Here is a 15,704-nt window from a genome sequence, read left to right on the forward strand (position 1 = left end):
TCGATCTCCACGTCGACGACCTGGTAGCGCGACGTCACCGCGGTGCCGGCCCCCGAGACGGCCGAGGGGCCGGCCGCGGAGCCGGGCGCTCCGCGCTCCGGATCGACCCCCACGATCGAGTCCACCAGGGACCCGAGCACCAGGTTCTCGCCGGGCCTGGACTGGAACCGGTGCAGGTTGATCGTTCCGGAGATCAGCGCGACCGAGCGGGGCTCGACCGAGGCGACCCTGAGCATGGGCACGAAGATCCGCCGCCGGGTGGGAAGCTCCACCACCAGTCCGAGGACCCGGGGTTGCTTGTGCCGGGCGCGCATCGTCACCACGACGTCGCGGATCCGCCCGATGTCGTCCCCGTCAGGGCCGATCACCGGCAGTCCGGCTAGCCTGGCGACGAAAGCCTTGTTGAGGTTCGCCATGCGGACCAGGTTAGTCACCGGGTGGTGGATCACGCCCCGCCCGCACCGGACCGGAGGGAGTGCCCGCAGATGACCCCCGCCCAGCACACGGAGCCCGCACCGTCGGAGTCCGCCGCGGCGACGATCGCCGGACTGCGCACCCGTCCCCGGCGCACTGTGCTCGCCGTCCCCGGTAGCAGCGTCAAGATGATCGGCAAGGCCCGCGGGTTGCCGGTGGACGAGGTGTTCCTCGACCTCGAGGACGCCGTCGCGGGCCCGGCCAAGGAACAGGCGCGCGAGAACGTCGTCGAGGCGCTCACCAGCGGTGGCTTCGCCGCGCCGACCGTGGTGGTGAGGGTGAACGCCTGGGACACCGAGTACACCGTCCGGGACGTCACGGAGGTGGTCGGCAGGGCGGGCGCCCACGTCGACGCGCTCCTCCTGCCCAAGGCGCGGTCGGGCGCGGAGGTCCGGGCCCTCGACCTGGTGCTCACCCAGGTGGAGAAGGCGGCGGGCCTGCCGGTCGGGCACATCGGTATCGAGCCCCAGATCGAGGACGCGCTCGGTCTCACCAACATCGACGAGATCGCCACCGCGAGCGCGCGGGTCCTCACGCTGGTGTTCGGTCCCGCGGACTTCATGGCCTCGATCGGCATGCGCACCCTCACCGTCGGGGAGCAGCCGGAGGGGTACGCGCCGGGCGACGCCTACCACCACGTTCTGTTGAGCATCCTCGTCTCCGCCCGGGCGCACGGTCTCCAGGCGATCGACGGGCCGTTCCTCAAGGTGCGGGACGTGGAGGGCTTCCGCAGGGCGGCGGCCCGCACCGCGGCACTGGGCTTCGACGGCAAGTGGGTCCTGCATCCCGCCCAGGTGGACGCGGGCAACGAGGTGTTCAGCCCGCGTCAGGACGAGTTCGACAAGGCGGAGGGGATCCTCGCCGCCTACGCCCACTCCACGTCCGAGGAGGGCGGGGCCCGGGGCGCGGTGATGTTCGGTGACGAGATGCTCGACGAGGCCAGCCGTAAGATGGCACTGGTGGTCTCCGCACGGGGGCGGGCAGCGGGGATGACGACGACGGCCGCCCGAGAGACCGATCCGAACGGGTCGACGACGGAAGGATCGATGTGATGACCACTCCGGTGTCCCCGACCACGGGCCGGCGCGGGCAGACGCCCGGGTTGCCCACGCCCCCCACCGGGTGGGTGGTCGGTTCCTACCCCACCTACGCGCAGGCCCAGGCGGCCGTGGACCACCTCGCGGACGAGGAGTTCCCCGTCCACGAGGTGACCATCGTGGGCGTGGACCTCATGCAGGTGGAGCGTGTCACCGGCCGGCTGACCTGGCCCAAGATCCTGCTCGGCGGACTGGCGACCGGCGCGTGGCTCGGACTGTTCGTGGGCCTGCTGGTCGGCATCTTCACCCAGCCGATGTGGGGAGTCGTCCTCACCGGACTGATCGGTGGTTCGGTGTTCGGTGTGGTCTCCGCCTCGCTGTCCTACGCCGCGACACGGGGAAAGCGCGACTTCGCGTCGACCTCCCAGCTGGTCGCCGGACGGTACGACATCCTGTGCGAGCCCGGGAACGCCGAGAAGGTCCGCGACGAACTCGCACGCCTCGGCCTCAAGTGACGCTCCCGGGAGGCCCTTCCGACTCGTCGTCCGTCCTGACCGCGGTCCGCGAGCATCTCATCGCGCATCTCGGTCCCGAGCCGCAGGAGGCGTCGGTGACCTTCCTGGGGGCGGCACCGATCCGGGTCCTGCGCTTCGTGGACATCGAGTCCGGCCTGGTCAGATACGCCTCGCTCGGGTGTTCGGCCGACCCGATGGGGGACCCGTCCGCGCTGGTCCCCGACCCGACCGCGCCGCGGGCCGAACTCTCCCTGGTGTTGCGGGGCGGCGTGGACGGGCTCGTCCGCGCCCTGGCCGTGCTCGCGGCCGCCCCGGCGGTCGAGGGCCTGGTGCTGTCCGAGGGCGCTCTCATCGATCTCGGGGAGCCGCTGTGGCCGGGCGCGGCGTTCACCGCGGTCGTGCTGCGGGCGCCCGAGATCCCCGACGTCGAGGTGGGTGGGGAGTCCGCCCCCGTCAGGATCTTCCGTGCGGTCCCGGTGACGCACACCGAGGCGGCCTGGGTCCGACTGAAGGGAGCGGGGGAGCTCGAGGACGCGTGGGCCGAGGCCGGGATCGACGTGACCGATCCGGCGCGCCGCGCGGTGAATCCGGGTCTGACCCGCTGACTACAGCCAGCGGTTCCTGCGGAAGAGCAGGAACAGCCCGGTGCACGCGGCGGCCATGACCCCGAGCACCAGGTAGTAGCCGTACTCGGAATGCAGTTCGGGCATGTTGGTAAAGTTCATCCCGTAGATCCCCGCGATCATCGTGGGCACGACCGCGATCGCCACCCACGCGGAGATGCGCCGCATGTCGGTGTTCTGCTGCACCCCGATCATCGCCATGGCCGCGTTGACCAACGAGGTGATCTGCTCGTCGAGGGTCGTGACCTCCGCCGCGACCTGGCTGTGGTGGTCGTGGACGTCGCGGAAGTAGTGCCGGATCTCGGCGGGGATCAGGTCGAGATGCTCGACCGCCAGGCGCCGCAGGGGCAGGGCCAGGGGAGCGATGTCGTGTTTGAGCTCGAGCAGCTCACGCTTGAGCAGGTAGATCTGCTCGATGTCGACACGGGTGCGGGGGGCGAAGACGGCGGTCTCCAGGTCGTCGACGTCCCCACTCATCCCCTCGGCCACCTCGAGGTAGCTGTCCACCACCCGGTCGGCCACGGCGTGCATCACCGTCGACGGCCCCCGGAGCAGCCTCTCGGGCGCGCTCTCGAGCTCCGCGCGGATGTCGGCGAGGCCGGTGAAGTCCCCGTGACGGACGGTCACCACGAAGTCGCGGCCCAGGACCACCATGACCTCACCGGTGGAGACGATGTCGTTGGTCTCGGTGATCGACTCGTGCTCGAGGTACCTGACCGTCGACATGTTGAGGACCAGGGAGTCGTCGTAGGCCTCCAGTTTGGGCCGCTGCCGTCCGCTGGCGGCGTCCTCGGAGATCAGCTCGTGGAGACCGAACTCCCTCGCCAGCGCCTCCATCTGGTGAGGGTCCGGGGCGTGGAGCCCGACCCACACGAACCCCCGCCCGGCCTCTCGTACGTGCCGGATCGCGGCCCGGTGGGTGAAGCGCCCCGGGACACGGACGCCGTCGACGTAGACACCGCAGTCGACCACCGCGCGTTCGGTGGGAACGGTCAGCCGGGTGCGTGGGGGGAAGGGGCTGGCCGTGTCGTCCCGCCGTCTTCGGATACTCGGCACCAGCGCCCCCTCACTCATCACCATGACACTATCCGGCGCCGGGCCTCGACACGATGGGCGTTAGGGTTCTGCTGGGAGACTGGCGGACAGGTGTCGCACGACCGGGTGCGGACGTGGCGAGGAAGGACGTGGTCGAGTGCGGCGGACGGGGGAGCGGGCCGGGGTGCGGGGACTGGCGATCGCCGGGGTTGCGGTGGTGGCACTGACCGGATGCCAGGCGCAGTCGTCGATCGTCCCCGCCCACGAGTCCGATCCGGTCGTGGTGATCGAGACCGCGTCCTTCGGTGAGGCCGAGGTCGTCGGCCACATCTACGGCAACGCCCTGTTGAGATCGGGCTCCCGGGTCACTCTGCGTCCGCAGTCGGGAGACCAGGCCGAGGTCCTCGAGTCGGTGACGACGGGAGACGCCACGTTCACCATCGGGTTCACCGGGGAGTTGCTCCGCGCGTTCGATCCGGGCTCCACCGTGGTCGAGGCCGACGAGGTGTACACCGCGATGATGGCCGCCCTCCCCGAGGGGGTCACCGCAGCCGACCCGGCTCCCGCCGAGGACGCCCCCGTCTACGTGGTGACCCGGCACACCTCGGAGACGCGCGGTCTGCGGACCATGTCCGACCTCGCCGGACGCTGCGGGGAGTTCACACTGGGCGCACGCCAGGAGGCGCTCGCGGACCGTGCGCTCGCCAGCGCGGTGGGTGGGACGTACGACTGCGGGTTCGGGCGGAGGGTGGCGCTGGGCCCGAACCCGCGCGCGGTGTTCGACGCACTGCGCGCGGGGGAGATCGGCGTGGGGCTGGTCCAGTCGACCGACCCGGTCCTGGATCCCGACGACATGGTGCCGCTGGACGACGACGAGGACGCCATCCTGGCCCAACACGTCGTCCCGGTGTTCCGCAAGGGCTCACTCTCCGAGGACCAACTCGCCCTGGTCAACCGGATCAGCGGCGAGCTGACCACGGAGGACGTGCGGGAGCTCCTGCTCGGGGTGGAGTTCGGCACCTCCACCCCGACCGATCTCGCCAACTACTGGCTGGACTCGCACGACTACTGAGCCCGGGGGTACGGGACCGGCCCCGGGCGCACGGGACAGGCCCCGGGCGACCGCCGCCGGGGGGGCGCGGAGACCCGCGCCTACCCCGTGGCCGCGATCAGGAGAAGGCCTCGTCCACGAGCGCCTTCTGCTCGACCGCGTGGACCTTGCTCAGGCCGGTCGACGTGGCGGCCATGGCCCGTCGAGACACCCGCTTGAGCGGCGGGAACTCCGGGATGACCTCCGGCAGGTTGAGTGCGAGGAAGCTCCACGCGCCCTGGTTGGCCGGTTCCTCCTGCACCCACCGGACCTCGGTGAGGTTCGGGTAGTGGCTGAGCGCCTCGCGGAGACGACGGAACGGGATCGGGTGGATCTGTTCCAGCCGGACGATCGCGACGTCGTCGTGGCCTTCCTTTTCCTGCCGTGCCGCCAGCTCGTAGTAGAGCTTGCCCGAGACCAGGAGCATGGTCTTGACCTTCTCCGGGTCCTTGCCACCGTCGACAAAGGTGGGATCGTCGAGCACCGAACGGAACTTGCCCGAGGTGAAGTCGGCGAGGGCGCTGACGGCCTTCTTGTTCCGCAGCATCGACTTGGGGGTGAAGACGATCTGGGGGCGCTTGATGCCGTCGGTGGCGTGGCGACGCATGAGGTGGAAGTAGTTCGCCGGGGTCGACGGTTGCGCGACCGTCATCGACCCCTCCGCGCACAGCTGCAGGAAGCGTTCCATGCGCCCTGAGGTGTGGTCCGGGCCCATGCCCTCGTGGCCGTGCGGCAGGAGCAGGGTGACCGAGGACTTCTGACCCCACTTGGCCTCACCGGAGGAGATGTACTCGTCGATGATGGTCTGGGCACCGTTGACGAAGTCGCCGAACTGCGCCTCCCACAGGACCAGCGCCTCCGGGTCACCCACGGAGTAGCCGTACTCGAACCCGACACCGGCGTACTCGGTGAGCGCGGAGTTCCACACCTCGAACCGGCCGTCGGCCTCGTCGAGGTTCTGCAGCGGCGAGTAGGGCTCGGCAGTGGTCTTGTCGACCACCACCACGTGCCGCTGCGTGAAGGTGCCGCGCTGCGAGTCCTGGCCGGCCAGGCGGACGGTCCGGCCCTCCATGACGAGCGAACCGATCGCGAGCAGCTCGGCGAACGCCCAGTCGATGTTCCCGTTGTAGGCCATCTTCTGGCGCGCCTCGTAGACGGGCTTGACACGCGAGTGGATATGGAAGTCCTCGGGCAGGTTGCCGAAGGCGTCGCCGATCGCGTGGATGACCGACTCGTCGACCGCGGTCACCAGACGCTTGGGCAGCGGCTGGTTCGGCAGGATCGACTCGGATGCCTTGACCGGGTGCTTCTCGAGTTCGCGGACCTCGTTGAAGACCCGCTCGAGCTGGCCCTGGAAGTCGCGCAGGGCGTTCTCGGCCTCCTTCTCGGTGATGTCACCGCGACCGACGAGATCGTCGGTGTAGGACTGGCGGACGCTCTTCTTGCCGTCGATCACCTCGTACATCCGGGGCTGCGTCATCGACGGGTCGTCGGCCTCGTTGTGGCCGCGGCGGCGGTAGCAGACGAGGTCGATCACGACGTCTTTCTTGAACTGCTGGCGGAAGTCCATCGCCAGCCGCGCCACCCGCACACACGCCTCTGGGTCGTCACCGTTGACGTGGAAGATCGGGGCGCCGATCATCTTGGCGACGTCCGTGGAGTACTGGCTGGACCGACCGGCCTCGGGGGCGGTGGTGAATCCGATCTGGTTGTTGACGACGATGTGGATCGTCCCGCCGGTGCGGTACCCGTCGATCTGGGACAGGTTGAGCGTCTCCGCCACCACCCCCTGGCCGGCGAAGGCCGCGTCACCGTGGAGCATGAGCGGGACGACCGGGTACTCGGCACGCCACTCCGGGTCCTCGATGAGGTCCTGCTTGGCCCGCACGATCCCCTCCAGGACGGGGTCGACGGCCTCGAGGTGGGACGGATTGGCGGTGAGCGAGACCTTGATCTCGTTCTCCCCGAACATCTGGTACTGGATGCCCTCGGCGCCGAGGTGGTACTTGACGTCGCCCGAGCCGTGGGCGGCCGAGGGATCCATGTTGCCCTCGAACTCGGTGAAGATCTGCCGGTAGGGCTTGCCCACGATGTTGGCCAGGACGTTCAGGCGGCCGCGGTGCGGCATGCCGATCACGACCTCGTCGAGCGCGAACTCGGCGGCCTCGTCGATGACCGCATCCATCATCGGGATGACCGATTCGGCGCCCTCCAGGGAGAAGCGCTTCTGTCCGACGTACTTGGTCTGCAGGAAGGTCTCGAACGCCTCCGCCGCGTTGACCTTGGACAGGATGTACTTCTGCTCGGCGACCGTCGGCTTGTCGTCGACACCCTCGAGTCGTTCCTGGATCCACTGGCGTTGTTCGTTCTCGAGGATGTGGGTGTACTCGATACCGATCTTGCGGCAGTACGCCGCGCGCAGCGCAGACAGGACGTCGCGCAGGCGCATCTTGTCCTTGCCGACGAACCCACCCACGGAGAACTTGCGGTCCAGGTCCCAGAGCGTCAACTCGTGGGAGTTGACGTCGAGGTCCGGGTGGAAGGTGCGGCGACGCTTGGCGTGCCGCCCGTCCAGGGGGTCGATATCGGCCATGAGGTGGCCGCGGTCGCGGTAGGCCGCGATCAGCTCGAGGACCCGGGCGTCCTTGTCCACGCGCGGGTCGGTGATGTCCTGACGCCACCGGACGGGCTCGTAGGGGATGCCGAGGACGTCGAAGATCTCGTCGTAGAACTCGTCGGCGAGCAGGAGACGGTGGATCTCGCGGAGGAACTCCCCGGATTCCGCACCCTGGATGATCCGGTGGTCGTAGGTCGAGGTGAGGGTGGTGATCTTGCCGATGGCGTTGTTGGCCAGCTGCTCGTCGCTGGCACCCTGGAATTCGGCCGGGTACTCCATCGCACCGACACCGAGGATCGTGCCCTGCCCCACGGTCAGTCGCGGCACAGAGTGGACGGTGCCGATCCCGCCGGGGTTCGTCAGCGAGATGGTGACCCCCGAGAAGTCCTCCATCGTCAGCTTGCCGATGCGGGCGCGGGAGACGATGTCCTCGTAGGCGTCGAGGAAGCCGCGGAAGGTCAGTTCCTCGCAGTTCCTGATGGCGGCCACGACCAGGGTGCGCCCCGCCTTGGTCTTCATGTCGATCGCCAGGCCGAGGTTGATCCCGTTCGGGGTCACGACGTTGGGCTTGCCGTCGACTTCCTCGAAGTGGTTGTTCATGTTCGGGTAGGACTTGATCGCCTGCACCATCGCGTACCCGATGAGGTGGGTGAAGGAGATCTTGCCGCCGTGCGTCCGCTTGAGGTGGTTGTTGATGACGACGCGGTTGTCGATCATGAGCTTGGCCGGAATCGCACGGACCGAGGTGGCCGTGGGCAACGTCAGCGACGCGTTCATGTTCTTGACGATCGCGTTGGCCGGGCCGCGCAGGACCTTGTTCTCTGCTTCCTCGGGCGGCGTGTACTCGGGCCGGGTGGTCCGCTTGGCGGCGGGTGCCTCCGACTTGCCACGCGAGCTCGGCGTCCGCGCGGGGGCCGGCACACCCCGCCCGCGTGCCTTGCTCTTCGGGGAGCTCTCGGCGGTGGGCTTGGCGGCCACGTCCTCGGCTGACGACTCGGGAGACATGTCCGCGACGGTCAGCTCCGAGGTCTTCTGGGTGTTCGCGTCGGGGGTGGCGTTGTCGCCCCCGGACTTCCCGGAGGAGACCTTCTTGCCGCTCTTGCCGGCACTCTTCTTCTCTCCACCGGTCTTGCCACCACTGGTTTTCCCACCAGTCCGTGCGTCACCCCCGTCCGCAGCCGGACCGGCACCGGACGAGCCGTTCGACGCACTCCGCCCGGTGACGGCCGCGGCCCCGGGGTTCGCGTCGAAGAACTCGTGCCAGGACTTATCCACGGAGGACGGGTCCTTGGAGAACCGCTCGTACATCTCGTCGACGAGCCACTGGTTCTGTCCGAACTGTGAGACGGTGTTGCTCACGATGTTGTGGTGCCTTCCTGATCTGTGGTGGGTTTCACACGCAATGAACCCAGGCTAGACCTTCTGCGCGTTCTCGGCCTTCCGATCTCACCTGACAGGGGGATGCGGTGCGCTCGACGCGCGGGGGTCAGGTCGAGGGCCAGCTGTCCGGAGGGGTCCCGAAGGTGGTCGCCGCCGCCTTCACGACGGTCCGACCCAGCCGTCGGTTCCCCCAGCCTCCCACCGCCGCGCCGATGCCCGCGGGGGCGAGCTTGCCCATGGCGAGGGTCGCCCGCTTCACCGCGAACTTCCGGGCGAACCGGGACACCATCCGACGATTGACCTCCTTCAGACCCGGGAGGCCCAGCGACCTTCCGGCGAGCGACCCGCCGGCGGAGGCCCCGCCGCTCGTGCTGACCGCGTTGGCCAGGATCGCGGTGCCCGACGCCCCGAGCATGACGGTCATCACGAGCAGCTCCTCGTGCTCGCCGACCCTCACGTCCACGCCGTGGACCTCCGCGACGGCCAGGGTGTAGAACGCGGCGGCCTCGATGAACACCAGCGACTCGGCGCCGATCGCGCCGAACGCGACGATGGTGCCGACCCCGGGGACGGCCGCCGTGGCGCCCACGGCCGCGCCGGACGCGGTGACGGCGCTCAGGAAGCGGGAGTCGAGCCGGTCGCGGATGCGCTCGGGACTCTCATCCGGATGGTTCTCGCGGAGCTTGCGGACGTAGGCGCGCGCGGCCCCGGCCTGGCTCCGTATCGCCTTCCGGAGGGCCCCTGTGGCGATTCCGGCGAGTGGACCGGAGACGTCGGTGTCGGCGGGGACGCGTTCTGGCACGGGATCTCCTCGAGGGTGGTCACGACAGGGTCGGCTGCCCTTGTCCGTCACTCCACGGTACGGAGGATCACGGGGTCCCGCCTCCTACGGGAGGACCTGTTCGGTGTACTGGTTCGCGAAGACCCGGTCCGGGTCCAGTCGGTCCCGCACGGCGACGAAATCGTCGAAGTGTCGGATGGTGTCGGACAGGTCGGCGGCGGTCCGGGTGTGCATCTTCCCCCAGTGGGGTCGACCGTCCGCGGCGAGGAAGATCTCCTCGGCCGATCGGAAGAGCTCGGTGTGGTCCATCAGGTGGAACTGGTGGACCGCGATGTAGCAGACGTCCCGCTGGTGGGCGGTCGACATCCACACGTCGTCCGCGGCGGCGAACCGCACCTCGACGGGGAACGGCGTGACGATGCCGGAGCGGTCGATCATGTCCCGGAGGTCCCTCACCACGGCCGCGGCCGCGGCCACCGGCACCGCATACTCCATCTCGCGGAAGCGGACCCGTCGTGAGGAGGCGAAGACCCGGTAGCTGCGATCGGTGTACGCGCGGGCCGACATCGCCCGGGCCGCGAGGCGGTTGATCCGGGGTGTCAGCGAGGGCCGACGGGCGGCCGTCCGGCACAACGCACCGAACGCCTCGTTGGCCAGGAACTCCTCGCCCACGAGCTCGCGGAACCTGCCCGGGGGCTGCAGCTCGGTGTCGCCCGGAAGCCGGGTGTGGCGTTTGACGGTCACGGCGTCGGTGTGGGGGAACCAGAAGAACTCCGCGTGGTCGGCCGAGCCCGCGAAGCCCTCGAGATCGGCGAGCGCGGCGGTCAGGGTCCACGGGTGTTCCTCGGCGCTCAGCGCGAACGCCGGCACGCAGTGGATCGTCATCTTGGTGATGATCCCGATCGCACCGATCCCGAGTCGCGCCGCCTCGAACACCTCAGGATTCGTCTCGCGGGAACAGTTCAGGACGGAACCGTCGGCGGCGACGAGCTGCAGACCGACGACGGTGGCCGGCAGGCCGACAGCGTGCCGACCCGTGCCGTGGGTCCCCGTCGACACCGCGCCGGCGAGCGACTGTTCCGCGAAATCCCCGAGATTCGGTTGCGCGAGTCCCAGGTCCCACAGAAGTGGGCCGAGCCGGTGCAGTCGCGTGCCCGCCCAGACGGTCACGTCAGCCCCGTCGACGTGCCCGTCTGGGGCGCGGGTCGGGACGATCGACTCGATCCCCGTCAGGTCGTCGAGTGAGATCAGGACCCCGTCCGTCGCCGCGGCCGGGGTGAAGGAATGTCCGGCGCCCACGCACTTGACCCGGGTGCCCCGGTCGGCGGCGGTGCGCACGATGTCCGTGACCTCCGCGACGGTCGTGGGGTCGCACCGGCCGGACGGCGAGGCGATGACGTTTCCGGCCCAGTTCTGCCACGGTGTGGTCGAGGTCGTCATGGCTGCCGAGATTACCCCCCGCTTCACCGTCGAAGGGGGGCAACCTGGACGACAGACCTGACCGCGGGGCGGTGCCCTGTGCGATCCGGGGACGAAGTGTGCCCGCCGCAGGGTCGTCGTCGTACCATGGACGGGTGACCAGACGCCTCCCATCCGATCAGCGCAGAGCGCAGCTCCTCCGGGCCGCCCTGGAGATCGCCGAACATGACGGGTTGGGCGCGGTGACCGTCCGCGGCGTCGCGGAGCGGGCCGGCGTCTCCCTCGGTGTCGTCCACTACTGCTACACGGATAAGGAAGAGCTCCTCCGTGAGGTGATCGGTGCGGTCAACTCGGAGGTGCACCAGGCGGCACGGGCGTTCATCAACGTCGACTTCGACTCCGGCGCCATGGGCAGGGAGGGGCTGCGACGGAGGTTGTACGAGGCCATCGACCTGATCTGGGCCGTCATCTCCGCTTCTCCCGACCGGCAGCTCCTCACCTACGAGATCGTCTCCTACTCGCTGCGTACGTACGGGACACCCGAGATCGGCCTGGCCCGCCACCAGCAGGAGTCCAACGAGGAGATCATCCGCTCGGTGCTCGGGCGGACCGCCCAGTCCGCGGGTATGCGCTGGGGTATGGGCCTCGACGACATGGTCCGTGTCGTGGAGGCCACGGTCGCGGGCATCGGTCTGCGCTGGCAGATCTGCCGGGACGACGACGAGGCGATCGCCCTTCTCCACCGGGCGGTCGACCTCGTGGTGGCGGACGCGCATCCGCTCGACGGTGAGTAGGCCGGTGTCCGGACCCGGCACCGACGCCGTGGACGCCGTGGACACGGCCACCGCCGGACTGGACGCGCCGCTCGCCGCGCTGCACCTGCCCACCCTGCGGGCGAACCTGGCCGACCTGCGGCGACGAGCAGGCGGGACGCGGATCCGGATCGCCAGCAAGTCCGTCAGGTCGCGCGGGGTGCTCGAGGAGGTCCTCGGTCCGGGGCTCCGGGGTGACGACTCGGTACGCGGCATCATGGCCTATTCGCTCACCGAGGCCCTGTGGCTCGTGGACGCGGGGTGCGACGACGTCCTGCTCGGGTACCCCACGGTCGACCGCGCGGCGCTCGCGCGACTGGGGGCGGATCCGGCCGCGCTCGACGCGGTGACCCTGATGGTCGACGACGAACGCCAGCTGGAGATCGCCCGCGAGTCGGGTGCCGGTGGGGCGAGGGTGTGCGTCGACGTGGACGCCTCGCTCCGGTTCGGACCCCTCCACCTGGGCGTCAGGCGGTCCCCGCTCCGGGGCCCCGCCGACGTCGAGCCGCTGGTCCGTCGAGCCGTGGCCTCGGGCTTCCGGGTGGTCGGTGTGATGTTCTACGAGGCGCAGGTCGCCGGAGTCCCCGACGACGTCAGGGGTATCGGCGTGGTCAAGGCGCTGTCGATGCGCCGTCTGCTCGGGATCCGGGGGGCCGTCGCCGGAGTGGTCGCCGACGTCACCGGGGAGCGACCCGAGATCGTCAACTCGGGTGGCTCCGGTTCGATCGCCGAGAGCGCCGCGGATCCCGCCGTCACCGAGGTGACCGCCGGGTCGGGTCTCTTCGTCCCCGGGTTGTTCGACCGCTACCGCTCGTTCACACCGCGACCCTCGCTGTTCTTCGCCCTGCCGGCGGTCCGGACCCCGGCCCCCGGCCTCACGACCTTCCTCTACGGGGGGTACGTGGCCTCCGGGGTGCCGGGGCCGGATCGGCTGCCCGTCCCCGCCCGCCCCACGGGGTTGCGGTACCTGGGCAGGGAGGGCGCCGGAGAGGTGCAGACCCCCGTGCGAGGGGAGGTGGCGATAGGCGACCGCGCCTGGTGGCGCCACGCGAAGGCGGGAGAGGTCTGCGAGCGGTTCGACACGCTCCACGTGGTGGACGAGACTGCACAGGGACCAGCGGTGGTGGATCGCTGGCCCACCTACCGTGGGGAAGGGATGTGCTTCGGATGACGGACACCGTGCCGATGACCGACGAGATGCGGGAACTCCTGCACTCCGAGGCCGTCTCGATCACAGCTGACCTGGTGTCCATCGACTCGACCAACACCGGCGACCCCGCCACGATCGGCGACGGTGAGACCCGCGTGTGCCGACGTATCGCGGAGTACCTGGACGAGGTGGGGATCCCGAGCGAGTTGGTGGAGTCCGTGCCCGGTCGCGGAAGTCTGTTCGCCCGTGTCGACGGGTCGGACCCGGCCGCCGGCGGACTGGTCGTGCACGGGCACGTCGACGTGGTCCCCGCGGTCGCAGAGGACTGGTCGGTCCCGCCGTTCGCGGGTGAGATCCACGACGGCTGGCTCTACGGCCGTGGAACCGTGGACATGAAGAACATGATCGGCATGATGCTCGCCGTCGTGCGCCACTACCGCCGTGAGGGCATCGTCCCGCGCAGACCCCTGTTGCTCGCCTTCTTCGCCGACGAGGAAGCCGCCGGGACGATGGGGGCGCGGTGGGTGGTGCGGGAACGTCCCGACATCTTCGACGGCATGACCCACGCACTCAGCGAGGTCGGGGGGTGGTCCGTACCGGTGGCGGGTCGGCGGCTCTACCCGATCGCGGTCGCGGAGAAGGGCGTCGCCTGGGCGCGGGTGAGCGCGAAGGGGGCCGCGGCCCACGCGTCCCGCCCGACCTCGGACAACGCGGTCGCGGCGATCGCGGGTGCCGTCCACCGGGTCGCGAGCCGGCACTTCCCCGTCGCGCCCACGGAGGCCAACACCGCCCTCGCCGCGGCGGTCGGGGAACTCGCCGGGTCGAGCGGTGACGTCGCGGACCTGCCCGCGCACCTCGACGTGCTCGGGCACTTCGGCCCACTGGTGGAGGCGTCGCTCTCCCACACCGCCTCGCCGACCGTCCTGTCGGCCGGGTACAAGACCAACGTCATCCCCTCCGAGGCGTTCGCCGAGATCGACTGCCGCGTCCTGCCCGGTGGCGAGGAGACCTTCCGCGCGGAGATCGAGGACGAGCTCGGACCCGACGTGGCGGTCGACTGGATCTGGCAACCGCCGATCGCCGCGCCCGCCGACGACCCGCTGGTCTCGGTCATCCGGGAGGCGGTCCGCGAGGCGGACCCCGGCTCCCTGGTCGTGCCGTACCTGCTGCCGGCGAGCACGGACAACAAACACCTCGCTCCGCTGGGGATCCACGGCTACGGCTTCGTCCCGCTGCGGGTGCCGGACGAGTTCGACGTCTTCGGCCACTTCCACGCCGTCGACGAGAGGGTCCCCGTCGACGCGCTCCACTTCGGCGCCGATGTCCTGGCCCGTGTGCTCCGGTCGGCGTGAGGGGCCCGTTCTCGGGTAGCCGGACCGCGCAGCCGCGAACACCGCTACCCGCCGATGTGTGGGTACTGGTCGCGGCGGCCTTCGCCGTCGCGATCGGCTACGGTCTCGTCGCACCCGTCCTCCCGCAGTACGCCCGGAGCTTCGACGTCTCCGTGACCGCCGCGTCGGTGGTCGTGAGCGCGTTCGCGTTCTTCCGCCTGGTGTTCGCTCCCGCCGGCGGGTTCCTCGTGGACCGTCTGGGCGAACGCTGGGTCTACATGTCGGGCCTGCTCATCGTGGTGGTGTCGACCCTGGCCACGGGCGTCGCCCAGACCTACTGGCAGCTGCTGGTGTTCCGGGGACTCGGTGGACTCGGGTCGACGATGTTCACCATCTCGGCGATGGCGCTGCTCACCCGCCTCTCGCCCCCGGGCGCCAGGGGACGGATCGCCGGGCTCTACGCCACCGCGTTCCTGATCGGCAACATCGGCGGGCCGGTCCTCGGCGGGTTGCTCGCCGGTTTCGGGATGCGGGTGCCGTTCTTCGTCTACTCCTTCACCCTGCTCGTCGCGACCGGAGTGGTGGCGGTGTTCCTCCGGGGAGGCCGCCGACCCTCGGCGGATGACGGGATTCCCGAGCAGGAGGCGCTACCGGTGCGCGAGGCGCTCCGCCACAGCGGGTACCGCGCCGCGCTCGTGTCGAGCTTCGTCAACGGATGGAGTTCCTTCGGTGTGCGGGTGGCGATCGTCCCCCTCTTCGCCGCCGCGAACTTCGATGCCGGCGCGGGGATCGCCGGTACCGCGCTCGCCTCCTTCGCGGTGGGCACCGCGGCCGTCATCTCGGTGGCCGGGTGGCTGTCCGACAGGTACGGACGTCGGCCACTGGTGATCGGCGGCCTGTTGGTGTCCGGGGTGTCCACACTCGTGCTGGGCTGGTGCGATACCGTTCCGCTCCTCGTGGCCGCCTCGGTCGTGGCGGGCATGGGGGCGGGGGTGCTCAACCCGGCACAACAGGCCTCGGTCGCGGATGTGATCGGAGCGGACCGCGCGGGCGGGAAGGTGCTCGCGACCTTCCAGATGGCCAGCGACTCCGGTGCGATCCTCGGTCCGGTGCTGGTGGGTCTAGTCGTGGACCTGTTCGGCTACACCGCCGGATTCGCGCTCTCCGGAGGTCTGCTGTTGGCCGCGGTCATCCCGTGGCTCTTCGCCAGAGAGACCCACGAGCACCTCGTCCGGGGAACCACGGGGGAGTGACCTGCGCCGCCGTGTCGCGAAGGGGGCCTCCGACGCCGTAGCATGAGTCACCTCATGAGCAACGACAACGAGGACCGTACCGCCACTGCCGGCGACGAGGTCGAGACCGCCGCCAGCGCCCCAGACACCACCGACCCCACCGCCGAGACGGCGGACGACCGAGTTCCACCCGAGGCCGAGGCCGCCG

The 15,704-nt window shown here is 70.0% G+C and carries 13 protein-coding genes; 8 read left to right on the forward strand and 5 right to left on the reverse strand.

Features of this window, described 5'->3' with window-relative positions; all coding sequences use genetic code 11:
* Positions 1-416 (reverse strand): PRC-barrel domain-containing protein (locus tag G6017_RS16860; protein WP_241731497.1); only part of this gene is annotated, 416 nt, incomplete at its 3' end.
* Between the two features lie 69 nt (positions 417-485).
* Here G6017_RS16860 and G6017_RS11430 point away from each other — a divergent pair.
* Genes G6017_RS11430 through G6017_RS11440 form a run of 3 tightly spaced genes read left to right on the forward strand, consistent with a single transcriptional unit; the run spans position 486 to position 2,631 of the window.
* Positions 486-1,526, forward strand: a complete 1,041-nt coding sequence (locus G6017_RS11430) for an HpcH/HpaI aldolase/citrate lyase family protein (RefSeq protein WP_182610450.1) — start codon at positions 486-488, stop codon at positions 1,524-1,526.
* Complete coding sequence (locus G6017_RS11435) at positions 1,526-2,026, forward strand: general stress protein (RefSeq protein ID WP_179525580.1); 501 nt, start codon at positions 1,526-1,528, stop codon at positions 2,024-2,026. Before G6017_RS11430 ends, G6017_RS11435 begins: the two co-directional genes overlap by 1 nt.
* Complete coding sequence (locus tag G6017_RS11440) at positions 2,023-2,631, forward strand: suppressor of fused domain protein (RefSeq protein ID WP_304814553.1); 609 nt, start codon at positions 2,023-2,025, stop codon at positions 2,629-2,631. The genes G6017_RS11435 and G6017_RS11440 overlap by 4 nt, the downstream gene beginning before the upstream one ends.
* Here G6017_RS11440 and G6017_RS11445 read toward each other — a convergent pair whose 3' ends face one another.
* Entirely contained in the window at positions 2,632-3,723 is a 1,092-nt protein-coding gene (locus tag G6017_RS11445; protein WP_179525579.1) for a magnesium and cobalt transport protein CorA, read from the reverse strand. It lies immediately after the preceding gene.
* A 118-nt stretch (positions 3,724-3,841) separates the two neighbouring features.
* Between G6017_RS11445 and G6017_RS11450 the strand changes: the two genes are divergently transcribed.
* The gene (locus tag G6017_RS11450; RefSeq protein WP_182617436.1) at positions 3,842-4,756 is read left to right on the forward strand and encodes a glycine betaine ABC transporter substrate-binding protein; all 915 of its coding nucleotides are present in this window, start codon (positions 3,842-3,844) and stop codon (positions 4,754-4,756) included.
* A 97-nt stretch (positions 4,757-4,853) separates the two neighbouring features.
* Here G6017_RS11450 and G6017_RS11455 read toward each other — a convergent pair whose 3' ends face one another.
* From G6017_RS11455 to G6017_RS11465, 3 genes are all read right to left on the reverse strand, one after another.
* Complete coding sequence (locus tag G6017_RS11455; protein ID WP_182617438.1) at positions 4,854-8,750, reverse strand: multifunctional oxoglutarate decarboxylase/oxoglutarate dehydrogenase thiamine pyrophosphate-binding subunit/dihydrolipoyllysine-residue succinyltransferase subunit; 3,897 nt, start codon at positions 8,748-8,750, stop codon at positions 4,854-4,856.
* Between the two features lie 127 nt (positions 8,751-8,877).
* The gene (locus tag G6017_RS11460; RefSeq protein WP_182610454.1) at positions 8,878-9,573 is read right to left on the reverse strand and encodes a hypothetical protein; all 696 of its coding nucleotides are present in this window, start codon (positions 9,571-9,573) and stop codon (positions 8,878-8,880) included.
* Between the two features lie 84 nt (positions 9,574-9,657).
* Positions 9,658-10,992 (reverse strand): FAD-linked oxidoreductase, L-gulonolactone oxidase family, encoded by a 1,335-nt coding sequence (locus G6017_RS11465; protein WP_182617440.1) that lies wholly within the window; start codon positions 10,990-10,992, stop codon positions 9,658-9,660.
* 134 nt (positions 10,993-11,126) lie between these two features.
* Here G6017_RS11465 and G6017_RS11470 point away from each other — a divergent pair, with 134 nt between their 5' ends.
* From G6017_RS11470 to G6017_RS11485, 4 genes are read left to right on the forward strand one after another with little or no spacing between them, the layout of a single operon-like run.
* Complete coding sequence (locus G6017_RS11470) at positions 11,127-11,765, forward strand: TetR/AcrR family transcriptional regulator (protein ID WP_179525574.1); 639 nt, start codon at positions 11,127-11,129, stop codon at positions 11,763-11,765.
* A gap of 4 nt (positions 11,766-11,769) precedes the next feature.
* Positions 11,770-12,954 carry a type III PLP-dependent enzyme domain-containing protein gene (locus G6017_RS11475; protein ID WP_179525573.1) on the forward strand — a complete coding sequence of 395 codons (1,185 nt, stop codon included), beginning with the start codon at positions 11,770-11,772 and terminating at the stop codon, positions 12,952-12,954.
* Positions 12,951-14,285 carry a M20/M25/M40 family metallo-hydrolase gene (locus tag G6017_RS11480; RefSeq protein WP_182617441.1) on the forward strand — a complete coding sequence of 445 codons (1,335 nt, stop codon included), beginning with the start codon at positions 12,951-12,953 and terminating at the stop codon, positions 14,283-14,285. Before G6017_RS11475 ends, G6017_RS11480 begins: the two co-directional genes overlap by 4 nt.
* Positions 14,286-14,341: 56 nt before the next feature.
* Positions 14,342-15,517, forward strand: a complete 1,176-nt coding sequence (locus G6017_RS11485; RefSeq protein ID WP_347237993.1) for an MFS transporter — start codon at positions 14,342-14,344, stop codon at positions 15,515-15,517.
* The last annotated feature ends 187 nt before the right edge of the window (positions 15,518-15,704 follow it).

Origin of the sequence: Dietzia sp. B44 (assembly GCF_014145245.1) — a bacterium.
GTDB classification, from domain to species: Bacteria; Actinomycetota; Actinomycetes; order Mycobacteriales; family Mycobacteriaceae; genus Dietzia; species Dietzia natronolimnaea.